This window comes from Mycobacterium sp. E1715 (assembly GCF_001667625.1).
Lineage (GTDB): Bacteria > Actinomycetota > Actinomycetes > Mycobacteriales > Mycobacteriaceae > Mycobacterium.
The window spans coordinates 1-18,024 of record NZ_LZJJ01000240.1 but is presented as its reverse complement, the minus strand read 5'-3'; the positions used below and the strand labels follow the sequence as shown (position 1 = coordinate 18,024).

The 18,024-nt window shown below is 68.2% G+C and carries 17 protein-coding genes; 15 read left to right on the top strand and 2 right to left on the bottom strand.

Annotated elements, in window-relative coordinates; translation table 11 throughout:
* The 4 genes from A9X03_RS12925 to A9X03_RS12910 all read left to right on the top strand — a co-directional run.
* A partial coding sequence (locus A9X03_RS12925; protein ID WP_197696066.1) for a nuclear transport factor 2 family protein occupies nt 1–231 on the top strand: 231 nt, incomplete at its 5' end.
* Entirely contained in the window at nt 228–956 is a 729-nt protein-coding gene (locus tag A9X03_RS12920; RefSeq protein WP_068261368.1) for an SDR family NAD(P)-dependent oxidoreductase, read from the top strand. The genes A9X03_RS12925 and A9X03_RS12920, both read left to right, overlap by 4 nt.
* Nucleotides 953–1,909, top strand: coding sequence for an alpha/beta hydrolase (locus tag A9X03_RS12915; protein WP_068261365.1), 957 nt, complete (start codon nt 953–955; stop codon nt 1,907–1,909). The genes A9X03_RS12920 and A9X03_RS12915 overlap by 4 nt, the downstream gene beginning before the upstream one ends.
* Before the next feature lie 30 nt (nt 1,910–1,939).
* Nucleotides 1,940–3,133: an enolase C-terminal domain-like protein gene (locus A9X03_RS12910; RefSeq protein WP_068261362.1), complete on the top strand. Its 1,194-nt coding sequence runs from the start codon at nt 1,940–1,942 to the stop codon at nt 3,131–3,133.
* Between the two features lie 103 nt (nt 3,134–3,236).
* Here the strand turns inward: A9X03_RS12910 and A9X03_RS12905 are convergent, their stop codons facing one another.
* Entirely contained in the window at nt 3,237–4,346 is a 1,110-nt protein-coding gene (locus A9X03_RS12905) for an alcohol dehydrogenase catalytic domain-containing protein (RefSeq protein ID WP_068261372.1), read from the bottom strand.
* A 14-nt stretch (nt 4,347–4,360) separates the two neighbouring features.
* On the opposite strand from A9X03_RS12905, the gene A9X03_RS12900 reads away from it, so the two are divergent.
* Together A9X03_RS12900 and A9X03_RS12895 are read left to right on the top strand one after the other, a co-directional pair.
* Nucleotides 4,361–4,852, top strand: a complete 492-nt coding sequence (locus A9X03_RS12900; protein WP_068261359.1) for a thioesterase family protein — start codon at nt 4,361–4,363, stop codon at nt 4,850–4,852.
* Between the two features lie 94 nt (nt 4,853–4,946).
* The gene (locus tag A9X03_RS12895; protein WP_067756138.1) at nt 4,947–5,393 is read left to right on the top strand and encodes an SRPBCC family protein; all 447 of its coding nucleotides are present in this window, start codon (nt 4,947–4,949) and stop codon (nt 5,391–5,393) included.
* Between the two features lie 207 nt (nt 5,394–5,600).
* Here A9X03_RS12895 and A9X03_RS12890 read toward each other — a convergent pair whose 3' ends face one another.
* Nucleotides 5,601–6,293 carry a GntR family transcriptional regulator gene (locus tag A9X03_RS12890; RefSeq protein ID WP_082950169.1) on the bottom strand — a complete coding sequence of 231 codons (693 nt, stop codon included), beginning with the start codon at nt 6,291–6,293 and terminating at the stop codon, nt 5,601–5,603.
* A gap of 162 nt (nt 6,294–6,455) precedes the next feature.
* Here A9X03_RS12890 and fadD5 point away from each other — a divergent pair, with 162 nt between their 5' ends.
* The 9 genes from fadD5 to A9X03_RS12845 form a co-directional block, all read left to right on the top strand.
* Nucleotides 6,456–8,096: a fatty-acid--CoA ligase FadD5 gene (gene fadD5, locus A9X03_RS12885; RefSeq protein ID WP_068261356.1), complete on the top strand. Its 1,641-nt coding sequence runs from the start codon at nt 6,456–6,458 to the stop codon at nt 8,094–8,096.
* Between the two features lie 305 nt (nt 8,097–8,401).
* A complete protein-coding gene (locus tag A9X03_RS12880; RefSeq protein ID WP_067270001.1) occupies nt 8,402–9,217 on the top strand; it encodes an ABC transporter permease in 816 nt (271 codons plus the stop codon).
* Between the two features lies 1 nt (nt 9,218).
* The gene (locus tag A9X03_RS12875; protein ID WP_067756132.1) at nt 9,219–10,088 is read left to right on the top strand and encodes an ABC transporter permease; all 870 of its coding nucleotides are present in this window, start codon (nt 9,219–9,221) and stop codon (nt 10,086–10,088) included.
* A gap of 2 nt (nt 10,089–10,090) precedes the next feature.
* Complete coding sequence (locus A9X03_RS12870) at nt 10,091–11,392, top strand: MCE family protein (protein WP_067756129.1); 1,302 nt, start codon at nt 10,091–10,093, stop codon at nt 11,390–11,392.
* Nucleotides 11,389–12,429: a virulence factor Mce family protein gene (locus A9X03_RS12865; RefSeq protein WP_067756127.1), complete on the top strand. Its 1,041-nt coding sequence runs from the start codon at nt 11,389–11,391 to the stop codon at nt 12,427–12,429. The genes A9X03_RS12870 and A9X03_RS12865 overlap by 4 nt, the downstream gene beginning before the upstream one ends.
* A complete protein-coding gene (locus tag A9X03_RS12860; RefSeq protein ID WP_067756124.1) occupies nt 12,426–14,018 on the top strand; it encodes a virulence factor Mce family protein in 1,593 nt (530 codons plus the stop codon). The genes A9X03_RS12865 and A9X03_RS12860 overlap by 4 nt, the downstream gene beginning before the upstream one ends.
* The gene (locus tag A9X03_RS12855; protein ID WP_067756121.1) at nt 14,015–15,628 is read left to right on the top strand and encodes a virulence factor Mce family protein; all 1,614 of its coding nucleotides are present in this window, start codon (nt 14,015–14,017) and stop codon (nt 15,626–15,628) included. The genes A9X03_RS12860 and A9X03_RS12855 overlap by 4 nt, the downstream gene beginning before the upstream one ends.
* 62 nt (nt 15,629–15,690) lie before the next feature.
* A complete protein-coding gene (locus tag A9X03_RS12850; protein ID WP_231972843.1) occupies nt 15,691–16,797 on the top strand; it encodes a virulence factor Mce family protein in 1,107 nt (368 codons plus the stop codon).
* Nucleotides 16,791–18,024, top strand: a 1,234-nt coding sequence (locus A9X03_RS12845) for a virulence factor Mce family protein (RefSeq protein ID WP_068261353.1), incomplete at its 3' end; no start/stop codon positions are given. The genes A9X03_RS12850 and A9X03_RS12845, both read left to right, overlap by 7 nt.

Here is an 18,024-nt window from a genome sequence, read left to right as displayed (position 1 = left end):
GCCCCGCGCGGATTGCACCTGACGGGGGTCTCCCGGATCGACGTCGACGACGATACCGCCAGCGCCCGGTCGCAGGTCCTGTTCGTGCGGGCGGGCGACCTGCACCTGCGGCCGGCGCTGTACGACGATGAACTGGTCCGCGCCGACGGACGGTGGCGGTTCCGGCGGCGGCGGTGCCAGTTCGTCACGGGCCGTGGCCTGTCCGACACCCCCGAGGTCACGCCGTCATGAACGAACGCGTCGCCCTGGTGACCGGCGCGGCCGGCGGCCAGGGTTGGGCCATCGCCAAACGGCTACGCGCGGAGGGCTATTCGGTGGCCGCGTGCGACCGCCGCGCCGACGAGTTGCGCGGCCTGGTGCACGAATTGGGCGACGACGGGGTGATCGCGATCGAACTCGACGTGACCTCGGAGCCGCGATGGCGGTCCGCCGTGGGTGCCGTGATCAATCACTTCGGCGCGCTGTCCACGCTGGTCAACAACGCCGGGGCGCTGCACCGCGCATCGCTGGCCGACGAGACCGCCGATGCCTTCGAAAGCTCTTGGCGGATCAACTGTTTCGGTGCATTCCTGGGCATTCACGTGACGCTGGAGCACCTGCGGGCGGCGAGTGGTGCGGCCGTCGTCAACATCTGCAGCACCGGCGCCATCCGGCCCTTCCCCCACCACGCCGCCTACGGCTCGGCGAAGTGGGCGCTGCGCGGGCTGACGCAGAACGCCGCCGCCGAACTGGCCCCCCTCGGCATCCGGGTCAACGCCGTGTTCCCCGGACCGATCGCGACCCCGATGCTCGATGACGCCACGCAGCTGCGACTGGCCGCGTCGTCGGCCTTCGGGCGCATCGGTGAACCGCACGAGGTCGCCGACGCGGTCGCGTTCCTGGTCTCCGGGCACGCGTCGTTCATCACCGGCGCTGAACTGGTCGTCGACGGCGGCCAATGCGTGCAGATCCGATGACGGCACCGGACGGCGCCGACCGGCTTCACCCCGAACTGCGGGCCCTCGCGATCACCCGCACGGACTTTTCCTTCCGCTCAATCGAACTCACCCGCGACCCGTTCAACGAGCGCCGCCGCGCGGCCGCCGAACAGACCGACGCGCGCGGTGTCCAGGTCGGCGAAGAGACGGTGCCGGCCGACCCCCCTGTGCGGGTGCGGATCTATCGCGGTGGGTCCTCACCGGCACCCGTGGTGGTCTACTGCCACGCGGGCGGGTTCGCGCTGGGAAACCTGGACACCGACCATCGCCAATGCGTCGAACTGGCCCGCCGCGGCCGCTGCACGGTGGTGTCGGTCGACTACCGGCTGGCGCCCGAGCACCCCTACCCGGCCGCGCTCGCCGACGCGGGTGCCGTGCTGAGGTGGGTCGTGACCGACGCCGGCAAACTCGGTTTGGATCCCACCCGGATCGCCGTCGCCGGCAGCAGCGCCGGCGCCACCCTGGCGGCGTGCCTGGCACAAGCGGCGGCCGACGGCTCAGTGCCGCCGGTCGTCTTCCAGTTGCTGCACCAGCCCGTGCTGGACGATCGAGTCACCCCGTCCAAGAAGGAGTTTCGTGCCAGCCCGGCGTTCGACGGTGAGGCCGCCGACCTGATGTGGGGCCACTACCTGTGCGCAACGACCGTGCCGGAATCGGCCGTGCCCGCGCGGCGGACCCGGCTCGATGATCTGCCCCCGGCGCTGATCACCTGCGCGGAAATCGATCCCTTCCGCGACGAGGCCGTCGACTATGCGCTGCGCCTGCTCCGGGCCGGGGTGTCGGCCGAACTACACGTCTTCGCCCGCACCTGCCACGGATTCGACTCGCTGCTGCCCGATTCGCCGACGTCCGCGCGCCTGTTCGCGCTTCAGGCGCACGCCCTCGGCAGCGCCTTGCACGAGACCGGTGCGGGACCTTCGCCTCTACTCTGAGCGCCCGGACCGTCGGCAGAATGTGCTGCCATGAAGATCACCGGCCTCGAGGTCGTGCCGTTCGAGACATGGGTCGACCGAATCTCGTTCGGCCAGCTGATGACCGACTACCGCGTGGTGCAGACCGTGACCAAGGTGATCACCGACGAGGGCATCGAGGGCTACTACTTCGGCGGCCACTTCCACGGGGACCAGGACGGCCTGCTGCCGGGGGACCGGGCGATCATCACCCAATTCCTGAGCCCGCTGCTCGCCGGTCAGGACCCGTTCGACCGGGCCGAGATCTGGCGCCAACTGTGGGCGGCGAAACTTCCCGAAAACGTTTGCAGCGTAATCGATCTGGCACTGTGGGATCTGGCCGGCCGAGCTGCCGGCGTGCCGGTGCGCAAACTGCTGGGCGGCGCACGGGACCGGGTCAGGGCGTATGCCAGCAGTTTCAACAATCTCGGATCGCCCGAGGAATACGCCGCACACGCCGTCGACTGCAAGCGCCAGGGCTACGGCGCCTACAAGATTCACCCCTACCACTACTGGAATCCGGCGACAGGTCAGTTCGCGCTCCCACGGCCGTCGTTTGTGGACTGGGACATTCGGGTGTGTCGCGAGGTTCGGGCCGCCGTGGGCGACGAGATGGTACTGATGTTCGACCCCTGGGGGACCTACCACACCTACGAGGACGCGCTGCGGGTCGGGCGCGAGCTGGAGCGGCTGGGCTTCTACTGGTACGAGCACCCGATGCCGGAGTACCGGGTCGAGTCCTACCGGCGGCTCGGCGACGACCTCGACATCCCGATCTGCTCTCCCGAGATCGCCGAGGGCGGCATCTACACCCGCGCGGACTGGATCCTGCGCCATGCCTCCGACATCAGCCGCATCGACGTCCTGCGCGGCGGCATCACCGGCGTGATGAAACTGGCCGGGATGTGCGAGGCCGTCGGCATGCGGTGCGAGTTGCACATGAGCGGCTTCGGCAACCTGCAGGTCCTCGGCGCCACCAGCGACGACGTCTGCCAGTACTACGAGCGCGGCCTGCTCGGGCCCGGGGCTCGCTACGACGCCGCGCCGCCGTACCTGACGGCGCCGTGCGACCCCCTCGCACCGGACGGCTTCGTCGAGATACCGTCGGCGCCCGGACTGGGCTACCAAATCCGTTGGGAATACATCGAAGAACACCGCCTGCCGGACGCGGCTGTGGAACCCGTCGCTCCCCTGCACCCGCGGTAGCGGCTGGCGCCGTCGCGCGTGAGCGTGCGCAGAATGCCGCCGTCAACGGCGTGTCGTCGCACAGACACGCACGCTCGCCGGTGGAAATGGCGGGCGGTAGCGGCTAGTCGAACCTGATGAGCTGCCGGACGGCGGCGCCGTCGGCGAGGTTGTCCATCGCCTCGTTGATCTGATCCAACCGGATCGACGAGGACACCAGCGCCTCCACCGGGAGCCGGCCCGACTGCCACAGCGCGACGAACCGGGGGATGTCACGACTGGGCACCGCCGAGCCCAGGTAGCTGCCGATCAGCGACCGTCCTTCGGCAACAAAACCCAACGGCGACAACGAGATTCGTGCATCCGGTGGCGGCAGCCCGACGGTGATCGTCCGGCCGCCCGGTGCGGTGAGGGCAATCGCCGTCTCGAGGGCGGCGGGATGGCCGGCGGCCTCGACGACCACCGCGGCTTTCACGCCGGCGTCGACGGCCTGCTGCGGGGTGTACGCCTCGTGTGCGCCCCGGGCCCGCGCGCCGGCCAGCTTGTCGGGCAGTTGGTCGACGGCGACCACGCGCACGCCGTCGTAGCTGAGCGCGGTGAGCACCGCCGCCATGCCGACACCGCCCAGGCCGACGACGGCGACCGTCTGCCCCGGCTGTGGATCGCCGACGTTGAGCACGGCGCCCCCGCCCGTCAGCACCGCGCAGCCCAGCAGGGCGGCGACCTCGGGCGGCACGTCGGGTGGCACCGGCACCACGCTGGCCCGGTTGACCACCGCGTGCGTCGCGAAGCCCGACACCCCGAGGTGGTGGTACACGCGGTGGCCGGCCTGGTTGAGCCGGATGTCACCGCCCAGCAACGTCCCGGCGGCGTTGGCCGCGCTGCCCGGCTCGCACGGGGTCAGGCCCCCGGTCGCGCAGGCCGCGCAGTGGCCGCACCGCGGCAGGAACACCAGCACCACCCGCTGACCGATCGCGAGATCCGAGACTCCGTCACCGATCTGCTCGACGATTCCGGCCGCCTCGTGCCCGAGCAGCATGGGCACCGGCCGCACCCTGTTGCCGTCGACCACGGACAGGTCGGAATGGCAGACGCCGGCCGCCTCGACGCGGATCAGCACCTCACCGCTGCCGGGCGGATCCAGGTCGAGATCGACGACGCGGATCGGCCGGGACTCGGCGTACGGGCGGGCCAGACCGATCCGGTCCAGCACGGCCCCCCGAATCTGAACCATGCTGGAATACAACCATGGCTTCGGAACCCCCGGTCCCGCCGGCTCCGGCGGTGCCGCCGGCACCGGATGGGCTCACCAGCGACGACTTCCCGGTGCTGTGGCCGGTCGGAACGCGGTGGGCCGACAACGACATGTTCGGCCACCTGAACAACGCCGTGTATTACCAGTTGTTCGACACCGCCATCAACGCCTGGATCAACACCAGCACCGGGCTGGACCCGCTCACCACGCCCGCACTCGGCATCGTGGCCGAGTCGGCCTGCCGGTACTTCTCCGAGTTGCATTTCCCCGAGGGCCTCATGGTGGGGCTGGCGGTGACCCGGCTGGGCCGCAGCAGCGTCACCTACCGGCTCGGCGTGTTCCGGGCCGCGCTGGACGGGCAGGCTCAGCCGATCACCGCGCTGGGCCATTGGGTGCACGTCTACGTCGATCGCACCAGCCGCAAGCCGATCGAAATCCCCGACCCCGTCCGGTCGCTGCTGTCGACGGCGCGCGTGGACCGATAGGCCCGAGATTGCCCGCGGCGCCGGGGCTTTCGCGAGAAATCGCCGCCCGGGCCGCACCGCCGGGACGCGTCGCCCACCCGGCTATGCTTCGCCAATGCCAGTTATGAGCAAGACCGTCGAGGTCAGCGCCGACGCCGCCTCGATCATGGCGATCGTCGCGGACTTCGAGGCTTACCCGCAGTGGAACGAGGAGATCAAGGGCCTCTGGGTGCTCGCCCGCTACGACGACGGGCGCCCCAGCCAGCTGCGGCTCGACACCGACTACCAAGGCATGCAGAGCGTGTTCATCCAGGCCGTCTACTACCCGGCGGAGAACCAGATTCAGACCGTCCTGCAGCAGGGCGACCTCTTCACCAAGCAGGAGCAGCTGTTCAGCGTGGTGGAGATGGGCACATCGAGCCTGCTGACCGTGGACTTGGACGTCGAGACCTCGATGCCGGTTCCCGCGCCGATGGTCAAGCAGCTCGTCGGCAACGTCTTGGACCACCTCGCCGAAAGCCTGAAGCGGCGCGCCGAACAGCTGGCCGCGGGCTCGTCCTGAAGGCGATAGACCCATCGCCCGGCTTCGCCGCGCTTGCGACCGCGGTGGATCTATCGCGCCGGCCCGCGGCGCCCGGCTTCGCCGTGCTTGCGACCGCCGTGGATCTATCGCGCCGGCCCGCGGCGCCCGGCTTCGCCGCGCTTGCGACCGCGGTGGATCTATCGCGCCGGCCCGCGGCGCCCGGCTTCGCCGCGCTTGCGACCGCCGCTAGTCGAAGATGCCCGTGCGGTCCCGGATTTCCGTGAGCCTGGCCGCCGCGTCGGTGAACTGCCACACGGTGTGCTCGATCACCGCGGCGGCGTCGCGCCGGCGCAGCGCGGCGATCAGCTGCCGGTGGTTGTCGACGGCGGCGGTGCCCCATTGCTGATCGGCCGCGTACACCAGCACCGGCATGTACCGCGCGGCGTTGAGCAGGAACCACGCCAGCTTGATCCGCCCGCTCGCCTGATTGAAGACCCGATGGAATGCGAACTCGATGCCCGCGATGGTCTCGGCGTCGCTGGACCCGACGGCCGCGGCGAGCGCCTCGTTGATGCGTTCGAGCTCGTCGATCTCGGCGTCGCTGATGTGGTCGGTGGCCGCGGCGGCCAGCTCCTTGGCGATGGTGGCCTGGAGCCAGAAGATGTCCTCGACGTCCTGGCGGGTCAGCGGAAGCACGACGTGGCCGCGGTGCGGTTCCAGCTGCACCATGCCCTCGCCGCGCAGTTTCAGCAGCGCTTCGCGCACGGGCGTCACGCTGACGCCGAGCTCGGCCGCGGTCTCGTCGAGGCGGATGAACGTCCCCGGCCGGAGCGCCCCGGACATGATCGCGGCCCGGAGGTGACCCGCGACCTCGTCGGACAACTGCGCCCGGCGCAGTGGCCGTCGGCGCCTCAGTCGCGTGGATATCGGTGCGTTCACGGGGGCTGCCAGGGCTTTCGGGGGCTTCGCGGAGGTTGGTTTGAAACTTTTGTCGGGGCTTGTCAGCAGGGCTTTCAGGCCATAATGTGACCCAGACAACACCATGTTTTATCAAATATCAACCTGGCGCAAGCGGTGCGCGAGTGAAGGGAAAGGCCGGAGTTGACCGCGCAATTAGCGAGCCATCTGGCGCAGGGGACGGAGCAGCCGTACCTGTCCCGGCGGCAGAATTGGGTGACCCAGCTCGAACGGCACGCCCTGATGCAACCGGGCGCCCCGGCGCTGCGGTTCCTGGGCAGGACCGTGACGTGGGGGGACCTGCGGCAGCGGGTGGCGGCGCTGGCCGATGCGTTGAGCCGTCGGGGAGTCGGCTTCGGCGACCGGGTCATGGTGTTGATGCTCAACCGCACCGAATTCGTCGAGTCGGTGCTGGCGGTCAACATGCTCGGCGCCATCGCCGTGCCGCTCAACTTCCGGCTCACTCCCGCCGAGATCGCCTTCCTGGTCCAGGACTGCGAAGCGCGGGTGATGATCACCGAATCGGTGCTCGCCCCGGTGGCCGCGGGGGTGCGCGACGTCGAGCCGCTGGTAGGCGCGATCATCGTGGCCGGCGGCGCGGGCGACGACAGCGTCCTCGGCTACGAAGACCTGATCAACGAGCACGGGGCTACGCATGAGCCCGTCGACATCCCGAACGATTCGCCGGCGCTGATCATGTACACCTCGGGCACCACGGGCCGCCCGAAGGGCGCCGTGCTGACCCACACCAACCTGACCGGGCAGACCATGACCGGCCTGTACACCAACGGCGCCGACATCAACAGCGATGTCGGTTTCGTCGGCGTCCCGTTCTTCCACATCGCGGGCATCGGCAACATGCTGACCGGGCTGCTGCTGGGCACCCCGACGGTGATCTACCCGCTCGGCGCGTTCGAGCCGGGGCAACTGCTCGACGTGCTGGCCGAAGAGAAGGTCACCGGCCTCTTCCTGGTGCCCGCGCAATGGCAGGCCGTCTGCGCCGAGCAACAGGCACGGCCCCGCGACCTGAGGCTGCGGGTGATGTCCTGGGGAGCCGCGCCGGCGCCCGACGCGCTGCTGCGCGAGATGTCGGCGACGTTTCCCGGCACCCAGATCCTGGCCGCGTTCGGTCAGACCGAGATGTCGCCGGTCACCTGCATGCTGCTGGGCGAGGACGCGATACGTAAACGCGGCTCGGTCGGCAAGGTGATCCCGACCGTGGCCGCACGCGTCGTCGACGAGAACATGAACGACGTGCCGATCGGCGAGGTCGGCGAAATCGTCTATCGCGCACCAACTTTGATGAGTGGCTACTGGAACAACCCGGAGGCCACCGCGGAGGCCTTCGCCGGTGGGTGGTTCCACTCCGGCGACCTCGTCCGGGTGGACGAGGAGGGTTACGTCTGGGTGGTGGATCGCAAGAAGGACATGATCATCTCCGGCGGTGAGAACATCTACTGCGCCGAGGTGGAGAACGTCCTGGCCAGCCATCCGAGCATCGTCGAGGTCGCGGTCATCGGCCGCACCCATGAGAAGTGGGGCGAGGTGCCGATCGCGGTCGCGGCCGTCGCGGGCGACCAGCTGCTGCTCGACGAGCTCCAGGAGTTCCTGGCCGAGCGGCTGGCACGTTACAAGCATCCCAAGGCCCTCGAGATCGTGGACGCGTTGCCGCGCAACCCCGCCGGTAAGGTGCTCAAGACTGAGCTACGGATCCGTTACGGAACCGCAAATATCGATGAAAACCGTTCCGGTGCAAGAGAATTTACGGGCAGGGAGGAAAGCTGACGAAACCTGTAACGTTTGCCCGCTGTTGACGAAGGGTTAATTGTGCAGATGCAGTTCACACGTGCATGGCCATCGGGTACATTCCTGTGGTCTCCGTTACTACTTGTCAGTAGGGAGCCGATGGTCACACACGTTGGGTCGGGGCGAAACGGGGGCCTCCCCGGCCGCGTTGGGCGTACCTCCCGCTTGCGGGGGACGGCGAGGGGTGGGGGTGCCCTCAGCCGCGGAGCCGTGAGGGGGAGAGGCGTGCGACACGATCCGCCGCCGCGCCGAGAGGCGGGCGGTATCAGCTGGAGGGGGCAGCGGTGACTTCAACGTCGGCGAGTCGACGGGGCCCCTACTTGGTCGGCTATGTACGCGACCAACTGCAGACCCCGCTGACGCTCATCGGGGGATTCTTCCGGATGTGCGTCCTCACCGGCAGGGCGTTGTTCCGCTGGCCGTTCCAATGGCGCGAATTCGTCCTGCAGTGCTGGTTCATCATGCGGGTGGCTTTCCTGCCGACCATCATGGTGTCGATCCCGCTGACAGTCCTGCTGATCTTCACGCTCAACGTCCTGCTGGCCCAGTTCGGGGCCGCGGACCTGTCCGGAGCCGGCGCGGCGATCGGCGCCGTCACCCAGCTCGGTCCGCTCACCACGGTGCTGGTGGTGGCCGGCGCCGGGTCGACGGCCATCTGCGCCGACCTCGGCGCCCGCACCATCCGCGAGGAGATCGACGCCATGGAGGTGCTCGGCATCGACCCGATCCACCGGCTGGTGGTCCCGCGGGTGATCGCCGCGACGCTGGTGGCCACGCTGCTCAACGGCCTGGTGATCACCGTCGGCCTGGTCGGCGGCTACCTGTTCGGCGTCTACCTGCAAAACGTCTCGGGCGGCGCCTACCTCGCCACCCTGACCACGATCACGGGCCTGCCGGAGGTCGTCATCGCGACCGTGAAAGCCGCCACGTTCGGCCTGATCGCCGGGCTGGTCGGCTGCTATCGCGGCCTGACCGTGCGGGGCGGCTCGAAGGGACTGGGCACCGCCGTCAACGAGACCGTCGTGCTCTGCGTCGTCGCGCTGTACGCGGTCAACGTGGTGCTGACGACCATCGGCGTGCGATTCGGAACGGGCCACTGACATGTCGACCTCTGCCGTATTGCGCGCCCGCTTCCCGCGGGCGGCCGAAAACCTCAACCGCTACGGCGGCGCCGCGGCCCGCGGGCTCGACGACGTCGGCCAGATGGCGTGGTTCGGGGCGGTGGCCCTCGGCCACATCCCGCACGCGCTGCGCAACTACCGCAAGGAGACGCTGCGGCTGATCGCCCAGATCGGCATGGGCACCGGTGCCATGGCCGTCATCGGCGGCACCGTGGCCATCGTCGGCTTCGTGACCCTGTCCGGTAGCTCCCTGGTCGCCATTCAGGGCTTCGCCTCGCTGGGCAACATCGGCGTCGAGGCGTTCACCGGCTTCTTCGCCGCGCTGATCAACGTCCGCATCGCCGCCCCCGTCGTCACCGGCATCGCGATGGCCGCCACCGTCGGCGCCGGCGCGACCGCCGAGCTGGGGGCCATGCGCATCAGCGAAGAGATCGACGCCCTGGAAGTCATGGGCATCAAGTCGATCTCGTTCCTGGCGACCACCCGGATCATGGCCGGGCTGGTCGTCATCATTCCGCTCTACTCGCTGGCGATGATCATGTCGTTCCTGTCCCCCCAGATCACCACCACGGTGCTGTACGGGCAATCCAACGGAACCTACGAGCACTACTTCCGGACATTCCTGCGTCCCGACGACGTGTTCTGGTCGTTCCTCGAGGCCATCATCATCACGGCGGTCGTGATGATCACCCACTGCTTCTACGGATACAACGCCGGCGGCGGACCCGTCGGCGTCGGAGAGGCCGTCGGCCGATCGATGCGTTTCTCGCTGGTGTCGGTCCAGGTCGTGGTTCTGGCAGCCGCGTTGGCGCTCTACGGCGTCAACCCCAACTTCGCGCTCACGGTGTAGCCATGACGTCACCGGTGAAGGTCAACAAACCCCGCAACCCGCCGTACAAGCTGGCGGGCATCGCCTCGCTGATCATCGCCCTCGTGGCGCTGGTTCTGGTCTACGGGCAGTTCCGCGGCGACTTCACACCCAAGACCAAGCTGACCATGCTGGCGTCGCGGGCCGGGCTGGTGATGGATCCCGGCTCGAAGGTCACCTACAACGGGGTGGAGATCGGCCGGGTGGCCAACATCTCCGAGACCGTGCGGGACGGCAAGCCGGCCGCGAAGTTCACCCTGGACGTCTACCCCCGGTACCTCTCGCTGATCCCGGCCAACGTGAACGCCGACATCAAGGCGACCACTGTGTTCGGCGGCAAGTACGTGTCGCTGACGACGCCGAAGAACCCGTCGTCGCAGAAGCTCAACCCGCACACCGTGATCGACGCGCGGTCGGTGACGACGGAGATCAACACGCTGTTCCAGACCGTCACCTCGATCGCGGAGAAGGTGGATCCGGTCAAGCTGAACCTGACGCTGAGCGCCGCGGCCCAGGCGCTGACCGGGCTGGGCGACCGGTTCGGGCAATCGGTGGTCAACGCGAACGCGATCCTCGATGACGTCAACCCGCAGATGCCCCAGGCCCGCCGCGACATTCAGGGGTTGGCGGCGCTCGGGGACACCTACGCCAACGCCGCGCCCGACCTAATCGACTTCCTCAACAACGCGGTCATCACCTCGCGCACGATCAACGCGCAGCAGAAGGATCTGGACCAGGCCCTGTTGTCCGCGGCCGGGTTCGGCAACACGGGCGCCGACATCTTCAACCGGGGCGGCCCCTACCTGGCGCGCGGCGCCGAGGACCTGGTGCCCTCGGCCCAGCTGCTGGACACCTACAGCCCGGAGATCTTCTGCACGCTGCGCAACTACCACGACATCGAGCCGAAGGCCTCGTCGTTCCTGGGCGGCAACGGCTACTCGCTGAGCGCCCACACCGAGGCCCTGTCCGGGCTGGGGCTGCTGGCCAACCCCGTGTCGGCGGTGGCGACCCTCGCCAGCCTGGTCGGCGGGCTCGCAGGGCTCATCGGCGGCGCGCCGAACCCGTACACCTACCCGGAGAACCTGCCGCGGGTGAACGCGCGCGGCGGGCCGGGGGGCGCCCCCGGTTGCTGGCAGCAGATCACCCACGACCTGTGGCCGGCACCTGAATTGGTGATGGACAGCGGCAACAGCATCGCGCCGTACAACCACCTCGACACCGGCTCGCCGTACGCCATCGAGTACGTCTGGGGCCGCCAAGTAGGGGACAACACGATCAACCCATGAAAATCACCGGAACAATCGTCAGGCTCAGCATCTTCTCGTTGGTGCTGCTGATCTTCACTGTGATGATCATCGTCGTATTCGGCCAGATGCGGTTCGACAGCACGAACTCGTACTCGGCCGAATTCACCAACGTCAGCGGGCTGCGGGCGGGCCAGTTCGTCCGCGCCTCGGGCGTGGAGATCGGCAAGGTCGACACGGTCGAGCTGGCCGACGGCGGCAAGCGGGCGCGGGTGAAATTCAACGTCGACCGCTCGGTGCCGCTGTACCAGTCGACGACCGCGCAGATCCGCTACCTCGACCTCATCGGCAACCGCTACCTGGAGCTCAAGCGCGGCGAGGGCGAGGGCGCCGAGAAGGTGCTGCCGCCGGGCGGCTTCATCCCGATGTCGCGGACCTCGCCCGCGCTGGACCTCGATGCTCTGATCGGCGGTTTCAAGCCGCTGTTCCGTGCGCTGGACCCGCAGAAGGTGAACACCATCGCGACGGCGCTGATCACCGTGTTCCAGGGCCAGGGCGGCACCATCAACGACATCCTCGACCAGACCGCGCAGCTGACCAACCAGCTCGGTGAACGTGACCAGGCGATCGGCGAGGTCATCAAGAACCTGAACATCGTCCTGGACACCACGGTCCGCCACCGCCAGCAGTTCGACCAGACGGTCAACAACCTCGAGGTGCTCATCACGGGGCTGAAGGACCACGGCGACCAGCTGGCGGGCGGGACCGCGCACATCAGCAACGCCGCCGGGACGGTCGCCGATCTGCTCGCCGAGGACCGCGGGCTGCTGCACAACACCCTCAACTACCTGGATGCGATCCAGCAGCCGCTCATCGACCAGCGCGATGGGCTCAACGACTACCTGAAGAAGGTGCCCACCGCGTTGAACATGATCGGGCGCGCCATCGGCTCCTACGGCGACTTCGTGAACTTCTACGCCTGCGACATCACCCTCAAGATCAACGGGTTGCAGGCCGGTGGCCCGGTCCGCACGGTCCGGCTCTTCCAGCAGCCGACGGGTAGGTGCACCCCGCAATGAGGACACTGGAACCACCCAACCGGGTTCGCATCGGCCTGATGGGCATCATCGTGACGCTGCTCGTCATCGGCGTCGGTCAAAGCTTCACCAGCGTGCCGATGCTGATGGCCAAACCGCACTACTACGGCCAGTTCACCGACACCGGCGGCATCGGCGTCGGCGACAAGGTGCGCATCGCCGGCGTGGACGTCGGCAAGGTCGAGGCCATCAGCATCGACGGCGACCACATCCTGGTCAAGTTCAATATGGGCACCGCAACCATCGGCACCGAGAGCCGGCTGGCGATCAAGACCGACACCATCCTCGGGAAGAAGATCCTGGACGTCGAGGCCCGGGGCAATCAGAAACTGAGGCCCGGCGACTCGCTACCCATCGGTCAAAGCACCACGCCCTACCAGATCTACGACGCGTTCTTCGATGTCACCAAGGCCGCCCAGGGCTGGAACATCGACACGGTCAAGGAATCGCTGCACGTCCTGTCGCAGACCATCGACCAGACCTACCCGCACCTGAGCGCCGCGCTGGACGGCGTGGCCAAGTTCTCCGACACCATCGGCAAGCGCGACGAACAGGTCAAGCATCTGCTCGCCCAGGCCAACCAGGTGGCCAGCGTCCTCGGTGACCGCAGCGACCAGGTCGACCGCCTGCTGGTGAACGCGAAGAACCTGCTGGTGGCCTTCAACGAGCGCGGCCAGGCCATCAACGCGTTGCTGGCGAACGTCGCCGCCTTCTCCGAACAGGTCAAGGGCTTCATCAACGACAACCCGAACCTCAACCACGTGCTCGAACAGTTGCGCACGGTGAGCGACATCTTGAAGGAACGCAAGGACGACGTCGCCGCGGGGCTCACCGAGGTCGGCAAGTTCCTGCCGTCCCTGAACGAGGCCATCGCGTCGGGACCGTTCTTCAAGGTGGTCCTGCACAACCTCGCGCTGTACCAGATCATCCAGCCGTGGGTGGATGCCGCCTTCAAGAAGCGCGGCATCGACCCGGAGAACTTCTGGCGCAGCGCCGGGCTGCCCGAATTCCGGTGGCCCGACCCGAACGGCACCCGGTTGCCCAACGGCGCACCGCCGCCGGCACCCCCGGTGCTGGAAGGCACTCCGGAGCACCCGGGGCCGGCCGTTCCTCCCGGGTCGCCCTGCTCCTACACCCCGGCCAACCCGGGTGGCAACGTGACCGTCGGCGACGAGGGTCTGCCGCGGCCGTGGAACCCGCTGCCGTGCGCCGGCGGGGGCATCGGACCGTTCGGCGGCCCGGGCTTCCCGGCGCCGGTCGACGTGATGACCTCCCCGCCGAACCCGGGCGGCCTGCCCCCGACGCCGGGCATCCCGATCGCCGGGCGGCCGGGCGACCCGCCGCCGGACGTTCCCGGCACGCCCGTGCCGCTGCCGGCGCAGGCGCCGCCGGGCGCGCGCACCGAGAACCTGGCGCCGGCCGGGCCGACGCCGCCGCCGTCGACGTTCGCGCCGGGCTTCCCGCCGGGACCCGCGGCCCCACCGGGGCCGGGGAACCAGCTGCCGGCGCCCTTCATCAACCCGGGCGGAACGGGCGGCAGCGGCGCTGCCGGGGGAGGTAGCCAGAATTGAGCACCGCCTTTGACATCCGAAACATCCGGCTACCGAAGCTGACCCGGGCGACCGTGATCATCGGCTCGCTGGTGATCGTGCTGGCCCTGGTCGTCGGGTTCGTCGGCTGGCGGCTCTTCGAGAAGCTGACCAACAACACCGTGGTGGCCTATTTCCCGGCGGCCAACGCGCTCTACCCGGGCGACAAGGTCCAGATCATGGGGTTGCGGGTGGGCGCGATCGACAAGATCGAGCCGGCCGGCGACAAGATGAAGGTCACCTTCCACTACGAGAACAAGTACCGGGTTCCCGCCAACGCCAACGCGGTGATCCTGAACCCGACGCTGGTGGCGTCGCGGGCCATCCAGCTGGAGCCGCCATACAAGGGCGGCCCGGTGCTGGCCGACAATGCGGTGATCCCCGAGGAGCGCACGCAGGTCCCGGTGGAGTGGGACCAGCTGCGCAACAGCATCACCAACATCATCTCCAAGCTGGGCCCCACCCCCGAGCAGCCGACCGGCCCGTTCGGTGAGGTCATCGAGTCCTACGCCAACGGCCTGGCCGGCAAGGGCAAAGAGATCAACACGACGCTGAGCAACCTGTCGTCGGCGCTCAACGCGCTGAACGAAGGCCGCGGCGACTTCTTCGCGGTGGTGAAGAGCCTGGCGCTGTTCGTCAACGCGCTGCACAAGGACGACCAGCAGTTCGTCGCGCTGAACCAGAACCTGGCGGACTTCACCACCCGGCTCGCCCACAACGACAACGACCTGGCGAACGCGATCGAGCAGTTCGACGGTCTGCTGTCGACCGTGCGGCCGTTCTTGGACAAGAACCGCGAGGTGTTGACCTACGACATCAACAACCTGGCCACGGTGACGAACACGATCCTGCAGCCGGACCCGCTGAACGGACTGGAGACCGCGCTGCACGTCCTCCCGACGGCCGCGGCGAACATCAACCAGATCTATCACCCGTCGCACGGGTCGGTGGTCGCCATCCCGGCGATCACCAACTTCGCCAACCCGATGCAGTTCATCTGCAGCTCGATCCAGGCGGGCAGCCGGCTCGGATACCAGGAGTCCGCGGAGCTGTGCGCGCAGTACCTGGCCCCCATCCTCGACGCCATCAAGTTCAACTACCTGCCGTTCGGCGCGAACCTGTTCAGCACGGCCGAGACCTTGCCCAAGCAGGTGGCCTATTCGGAGGATCGGCTGCACCCGCCGAACGGCTATAAGGACACCACCGTGCCCGGCATCTGGGTTCCCGACACCCCGACGTCGCACCGCAACACCCAGCCCGGCTGGATCGTCGCGCCGGGGATGCAGGGCCAGCAGGTCGGACCCATCACGGCCGGTCTGATGACCCCGGACTCGCTGTCCGAGCTCATGGGAGGCCCCAACATCGCGCCCGTCCAGTCGAACCTGCAGACGCCGCCGGGACCGCCGAACGCGTACGACGAGAACCCGATCGTGCCGCCAATCGGACTGAACGCGCCGGTACCCATCCAGCCGCCGCCACCCGGGCCGGGCGTGGCCCCGGGTCCGGTGGCCCCGACACCGGCGCCGGTCGCGGCGCCGGCGCCCAACGCCGGCGGGCCGGCGGTGCCGGCTGACATCGGGGGTGGCCAGTGAGCGTATTGCGAAGGCTGATCCCGCCGATTCGCCGCGGGTCCTGGCAGGCCCTGGTCCTGCTGATGGCCGCGCTGGTGCTGAGTTCGTGCGGCTGGCGCGGCATCTCCAATGTCGCGATCCCCGGTGGTCCCGGCAGCGGCTCGGGCGCCATGACGATCTATGTGCAGGTGCCGGACACGCTGGCGATCAACGGCAACAGCAAGGTGATGGTCGCCGACGTCTTCGTCGGGTCGATCAAGAAGATTCAGCTGAAGAACTGGATCGCCACTTTGACGCTGGGTGTCGACAAGAACACCAAGCTGCCCAAGAACGCGATCGCCAAGATCGGCCAGACCTCACTGCTGGGTTCCCAGCACGTCGAGCTGGCCGCGCCGCCCAACCCGTCGCAGGAATTGCTGAAGGACGGCGACACCATTCCGCTGAAGAACTCCTCGGCGTATCCCACCACCGAGCAGACGCTGGCCAGCCTGTCGCTGATCCTGCGCGGTGGCGGCATCCCCAACCTCGAGGTGCTGCAGAACGAGGTCTACAACATCTTCAACGGGCGGGGCGACGCGATCCGGTCCTTCCTGGGCAAGCTGGACACCTTCACCAGCCAGCTCAACCAGCAGCGCGATGACATCACCCACGCGATCGACTCGACCAACCGGCTGCTGACCTATGTCGGCGCGCGGGCGGACGTCCTCGACCGGGTGCTCACCGACATCCCGCCACTGATCAAGCATTTCGCCGACACCAAGAACCTGCTGATCAACGCCGTCGACGCGGTGGGCCGGCTGAGCCAGGCCGCTGACCAGTACCTGTCGGAAGCCCGCGGGCCGCTGCACACCGACCTGCAGGCGCTGCAATGCCCGTTGAAGGAGCTGGGGCGCGCCTCGCCCTATCTGATCGGCGCGCTGAAGCTGATCCTGACCCAGCCGTTCGACATCGACACCGTGCCGAAGATCTTCCGGGGTGACTACATCAATATCTCGCTGACGCTCGACGTGACCTACAGCTCGGTCGACAACGCGTTCCTCACCGGTACCGGGTTGTCCGGCGCGCTGCGCGCGCTCGAGCAGTCGTTCGGGCGTGACCCCGAGACGATGATCCCGGACGTGCGCTACACGCCGAACCCGAATGACGCGCCCGGCGGGCCGCTGGTGGAAAGGGGGGACAGGAATTGCTGACTCCTTTCATCAGACGCCAGCTGATCGCATTCGGAATCCTGACGGTCATCTCGATCCTCGTGCTCGGGGTGTACTACCTGCAGCTCCCGAGCCTGGCCGGCATCGGTCGGTACACGCTGAAGGCCGAACTGCCGGCGTCGGGCGGTCTGTACCCGACGGCGAACGTGACGTATCGAGGCATCACGATCGGCAAGGTCACCGACGTCGAACCGACCGAGCGCGGCGCCGAAGCGACGATGAGCATCGACAGCCGCTACAAGATCCCGATCGACGCGACCGCCAACGTCCACTCGGTGTCGGCCGTCGGTGAGCAGTACCTGGACCTGGAATCGACCGGGAATCCGGGCAAGTTCCTGTCCGAGGGTCAGACGATCACCAAGGGCACGGTGCCCGCGGAGATCGGCCCGGCGCTGGACACGGCCAACCGTGGGCTGGCCGTGCTGCCCAAGGACAAGATCGGCCAATTACTGGACGAGACGGCGCAATCCGTCGGCGGCCTGGGTCCCGCCCTGCAGCGGTTGGTGGACTCCACGCAGGCGATCGTCGGTGATTTCAAGACGAACATCACCGACGTCAACGACATCATCCAGAATTCGGGCCCGGTGCTCGACAGCCAGGTCAAGTCGGGCGATGCCATCGAACGCTGGGCGCGCAACCTGAACCGGCTGGGCGCGCAGTCCGCCCAGGAGGACTCGCACGTCAAGAGCATCCTGCGTCAGGCGGCGCCGACGGCCGATCAGGTCAACGACGTGTTCAACGACGTCCGCGAGTCGCTGCCGCAGACACTGGCGAATCTGGAGGTGGTGTTCGACCTGCTCAAGCGCTACCACACCGGCGTCGAGCAGGTCCTGGTGTTCCTGCCTCAGGGCGCGTCGATCGCCCAGACGGTGGCCGCGCCGTTCCCGAACATGGCGGCGCTGGACCTGGCCTTATCGATCAACCAGCCGCCGCCCTGCCTGACCGGCTTCATCCCGGCGTCGGAGTGGCGGTCCCCGGCCGACACCAGCATGCAGCCGCTGCCGTCGGGCACGTACTGCAAGATCCCGATGGACACCCCGGCCAACAGCGTGCGCGGGTCGCGCAACATCCCGTGCACGGACGTCGAGGGCAAGCGGGCGGCCACGCCCCGGGAGTGCCGCGACCCCAAGCCGTACGTGCCCGCGGGTACCAACCCCTGGTACGGCGATCCCAACCAAATCGTGACCTGCCCCGCGCCGGCGGCACGCT